The following is a 4,239-nucleotide window of genomic DNA, read 5'->3' as shown; positions in this document are numbered from 1 at the left end:
AGGCGCTTGAACGCTGCGCCGCTCAAATCGATACCGGGCGGTTCGCCCAGTTCCAGAAGACAGTGACGCGGCAGCGCGCCGTGGAAAACCATCCGCTCAACGCACGCCTCGTATTCGAAGAGCTGTTTTTTGGCTATCGCCAGGTGTTTGCCGTTTGACCCTCATGCCGCTTGACCCCATGTTTGACCCACTACCGCCTGATGACCTCATGACGCCCATTTTCCGCGACGCCACGCTTGACGACCTTTCCGCCATTGTGGCCATCTACAATTCCACGGTGCCCTCGCGCCTGGTGACCGCTGATCTTGAGCCGGTGAGCGTCGAAAGCCGGCTCGCATGGTTCCACGCGCATGGACCGCAAGCGCGGCCGTTATGGGTGGCGGAATCCCAGGGGAAGGTGGTCGCATGGCTGAGCTTCTCGGACTTCTATGGCCGTCCGGCCTATCTGCGCACGGCCGAGGTCAGTATTTATCTCGATGAAAGCGTGCGCGGCCAGGGCTTGGGCAAGCGTTTGCTCGAAGCGGCGCTCGAGGCGGCGCCGGCGCTGGGTATCGACACCATCCTGGGTTTTGTCTTCGGACATAACCTGCCGAGCCTGCGCCTTTTCCAGGGCTTCGGCTTCGAGTCGTGGGGCACGCTGCCACGCGTCGCGGTGCTCGATGGCGTCGAACGTGATCTCGTGATTCTTGGGCGGCGCCTGGACGAGAACGCATCGTCGAGTCCTGCCTGATCTTGCTTTAACGGAACCCCCATGTTCGTCGATTCGCATTGCCACATCAATTTCGACGGTCTCGCTGACCGCCTTCCCGAAGTCCTCGACAAGATGCGCGAGCTCAAGGTGACGCACGCCCTGTGCGTGTCGGTCGACCTGGAATCGCTGCCCTCAGTGTTGAAGATAGCGGAGGAAAACGAGCACATCTACGCGTCGGTGGGCGTGCATCCCGATCACGAAGACTCGCGCGAGCCCAGCGTGGCCGAGTTGGTGGAACTGGCGCAGCACCCGAAAGTGGTCGCTATCGGAGAAACGGGGCTCGATTATTACCGTCTGGAAGGCCGCAGCATTGCCGATATGGAATGGCAACGCGAGCGTTTTCGCACGCATATCCGGGCGGCGCACGCGACCGGAAAACCGCTGATCATTCACACGCGGTCGTCGTCGGAAGACACGCTGCGCATCATGGCCGAGGAGCGCGCGAGCGTTCCGGGCGGCGTGATGCACTGCTTTACCGAACCGTGGGACATCGCCCAGTCGGCGCTTGCGCAGGATTTTTACATTTCGCTGTCAGGCATCGTTACCTTCAAGAGCGCGAAGGATGTGCAGGACGTGGCCATGCGGGTGCCGCTCGACCGGCTGCTCATCGAAACCGACTCGCCTTACCTCGCGCCGGTGCCGTATCGAGGAAAATCGAATGAACCTGCGTACGTAAGTTATGTCGGACGGTTTATCGCGCAATTGCGCGAGATGCCGGACGAGGCGTTGGCGTCGGCGACCACCCGCAATTTCTTCAAGCTGTTCAAGATCGCGCAGCCCGCCGCGCACTGAGGCTTTGCTGCGGCTTTGCCGCCGCGCCGTGCAGTGCCTCCGCCGGGGCGCTCGTCAATCAAAAACACCGTAATTTCCAAGGAAGTCATGAAAGCAATCTCAACCCAGTCCCCGAACACGCGTCGCCATGCATGGCAAACTCTTGTCGCCGGATTCGCGCTCGCGACGGCCGTCATGGCTCAACCCGCGCTCGCGGCGCCCGCCGATTCCATGATCAAGGCGGTCAAGTTCGATGACGTGTCGGAAGTGAACAAGCTCCTGTCACAAGGCCTGGACCCCAATCTCGTCGATGACACCGGCACGCCGCTCCTGGTGATCGCTGCGCGCGAGAAGTCGGACAAGGTTGCGCAAGTGCTCATCGACAACCCGAAGACTGACATTGAAAAGCTCGATCCCGCGGGCGAAAACGCGATGATGCTGGCCGCGCTCAACGACGACCTCAACATGGTGAACATGTTGATCGCGAAGGACGCCGAGGTGAACAAAAAGGGCTGGACGCCGCTGCACTACGCGGCCACCAACGGTAACGACGACATCGTAAAGGTGCTGCTCGACCATTCGGCTTATATCGATGCAGGCTCGCCCAATGGCACCACGCCGCTGATGATGGCCGCACGCGGCGGCCATTTGTCGACGGTGAAGCTGCTGCTCGACGAAGGCGCGGACTTGCGGGTAAAGAACCAGCTCGGCCTGACGGCAGTGGACTTTGCCAAGCAGTATCACGAGAAAGACGTGGCTGAAGGATTGGCTGCCCGGCTGGCATCGATGCAAAACCAGGGTGCATCGGCTACGCCTCAAACCGGGACAAACAGTGCAAAATGACGCTCGCGCAACGTCGAGCCCGATATAAGCCAAAGGGGCGGCAAGCGCGATACGAGGAACAGCGAGCGGACTTTTTCACGGACACAGTGCCCGCAAGGGCAAACCGGGGCCGTTCGCTGAAAAGTCGGGCCTGGCCGGAGATTGACCCAGCATGCGTTCAAGGGCGCATTGCCTGCCGGCCCGCAACCGCCAACATAAAAAAGGACCATCATGCAGCGGGTTTTCGTCTTGGCCAGTGTGCTTGCGTTTCCGCTTAGCGCGGCCGCGTTCACCGGCAACGATCTGAACATGCTTTGCACCAAGACTGACACCGCCTCGCGCAGCGCGTGCGCGGCTTACATAGAAGGCGCGGCAGACGGTATCTACAACACCATCGAAGCCATTGGTGGAACGTCGGGCCCGCAAGTCGGACAGTATTTTTGCCTGCCCGTCGACGTAAAACCCCAGGAGTTGTCGGACGCGGTGCGTAAGTTCATCGCGGAGAATCCGACCCAGGCGTCTTATAACGCCACGACCATCATCTCGCTCGGATTGGGAAAAGCCTTTCCCTGCAAGGCGGAGAAGTAGATCTTCCGGCGACGGAGCGGGAGGGGGCATCGTAAGGGTCATCGAGCGCCGTTCGTATCGTTCCAGACTGTCGCACAGGTGCCCGTACAGATTTTCCGTCGTATCCACCTTGGGCTAGAGAGGCCGATTCCACGACGACATGATCTCTTTCGACGATTTCCTGCGCATCGCTCCCAAGCCGCTCGATACCTGGCCCGGCGCCCTGGTGGTGGCCGCGGTCGGCGTGATTTGCGCGGTCTTGACGCATCGGATCGGCGCGCGCGTCCTGCAGCGCATCGCGCGGCCGTATCCGCTGATGAGCGTCGTCTTGCGCTACATCAGCAAGCCCGCGCTGTTCTTGCTGATCATCCTCGCGCTGGGTTTTGTCGTAGTGGAGGCGCCGGATACGCTGCCGTTCGCCACCGCGCTGCGCGACCTGCTGACCGTTATGTTGATCGTCGCGCTGACGTTCCTGACCATGCGTTCAGTGGGCGGCGCGGCCGAGGCGATCGTGCAGGCGCATCCGCTCGATAGCCAGGATAACCTGCAGGCGCGACGGATTCATACGCAGACGCGCGTGCTGGCGCGCTCGGTGATGGTCGTGATTGTGATCATTGGCTTTGGCGGGGCGTTGATGACGTTTCCCGCTGTCCGGCAGATTGGGGCGAGCTTGCTGGCATCGGCCGGCGTGGCCGGACTGGTCGCGGGTATCGCCGCGCGGCCCGTTCTGGGGAACCTGATCGCGGGCTTGCAAATTGCGCTGTCCCAACCTATCCGGCTCGACGATGTCGTCGTGATCCAGGGCGAATGGGGCCGCGTGGAAGAGATCACGGGGACGTATGTGTCCATAAGGATCTGGGACCAGCGCCGGCTGATCGTGCCGTTGCAATGGTTTATCGAGAATCCGTTCACGAACTGGACGCGCAATAGTTCGCACATTATTGGCACGGTATTTTTCTATGTCGATTACCGGATGCCGCTTGCGCCGATGCGCGAAGCGCTCGAACGGATACTGGAACACGCGCCGGAATGGGATGGGCGCGTGCAGGTATTGCAGGTCACTGATGCCACCGAAAAATCCGTGCAGCTTCGGGTGCTCGTCAGTTCCTTCGATTCGGGGCTGAACTGGGATCTTCGATGCCGCGTTCGCGAAGGCTTGCTGGCCTTTGTGCAAACGGCGTATCCGCAGTTCCTGCCGCGTACGCGTACGGAATGGTCGCAGGAAGCGGAAAACACCGAGTTTGCGCCGCCGCTCGAGCGCAGCGGTTCCGGGCAATCATTGTCGCCCGGCCGAACAGTCAACACAGAAGCCGATCCCGTTGCGAGCC

Annotated in this window: 5 protein-coding genes and 1 pseudogene; all 6 read left to right on the top strand. The window is 61.1% G+C overall.

Annotation, left to right across the window (positions count from 1 at the left end):
* Window positions 1–158: pseudogene (locus WCA53_RS29905) on the top strand (DNA polymerase III subunit delta'); the annotation flags it as partial.
* Window positions 159–208: 50 nt separating this feature from the next.
* Window positions 209–730 carry an N-acetyltransferase family protein gene (locus tag WCA53_RS29900; protein WP_423919836.1) on the top strand — a complete coding sequence of 174 codons (522 nt, stop codon included), beginning with the start codon at window positions 209–211 and terminating at the stop codon, window positions 728–730.
* 21 nt (window positions 731–751) lie between these two features.
* Window positions 752–1,543, top strand: a complete 792-nt coding sequence (locus tag WCA53_RS29895) for a TatD family hydrolase (protein ID WP_423919833.1) — start codon at window positions 752–754, stop codon at window positions 1,541–1,543.
* Window positions 1,544–1,630: 87 nt separating this feature from the next.
* Window positions 1,631–2,365 (top strand): ankyrin repeat domain-containing protein, encoded by a 735-nt coding sequence (locus WCA53_RS29890; protein WP_423919830.1) that lies wholly within the window; start codon window positions 1,631–1,633, stop codon window positions 2,363–2,365.
* A gap of 210 nt (window positions 2,366–2,575) precedes the next feature.
* Window positions 2,576–2,932 carry a Rap1a/Tai family immunity protein gene (locus tag WCA53_RS29885; RefSeq protein WP_423919825.1) on the top strand — a complete coding sequence of 119 codons (357 nt, stop codon included), beginning with the start codon at window positions 2,576–2,578 and terminating at the stop codon, window positions 2,930–2,932.
* Window positions 2,933–3,071: 139 nt separating this feature from the next.
* Window positions 3,072–4,239: mechanosensitive ion channel family protein (locus tag WCA53_RS29880; protein ID WP_423919820.1), on the top strand; the 1,168-nt coding region annotated here is incomplete at its 3' end.

Source organism: Caballeronia sp. (genome assembly GCF_049581465.1).
GTDB lineage: Bacteria > Pseudomonadota > Gammaproteobacteria > Burkholderiales > Burkholderiaceae > Caballeronia.
The sequence above is the reverse complement of the archived record's forward strand: the minus strand, read 5'-3'. Positions and strand labels throughout refer to the sequence as shown.

Bases quoted from the DNA above. Each gene is read 5' to 3' on its own strand.
- WCA53_RS29895 (WP_423919833.1), top strand. From the start codon at position 752: ATGTTCGTCGATTCGCATTGCCACATCAATTTCGACGGTCTCGCTGAC.
- WCA53_RS29900 (WP_423919836.1), top strand. From the start codon at position 209: ATGACGCCCATTTTCCGCGACGCCACGCTTGACGACCTTTCCGCCATT.
- WCA53_RS29885 (WP_423919825.1), top strand. From the start codon at position 2,576: ATGCAGCGGGTTTTCGTCTTGGCCAGTGTGCTTGCGTTTCCGCTTAGC.
- WCA53_RS29890 (WP_423919830.1), top strand. From the start codon at position 1,631: ATGAAAGCAATCTCAACCCAGTCCCCGAACACGCGTCGCCATGCATGG.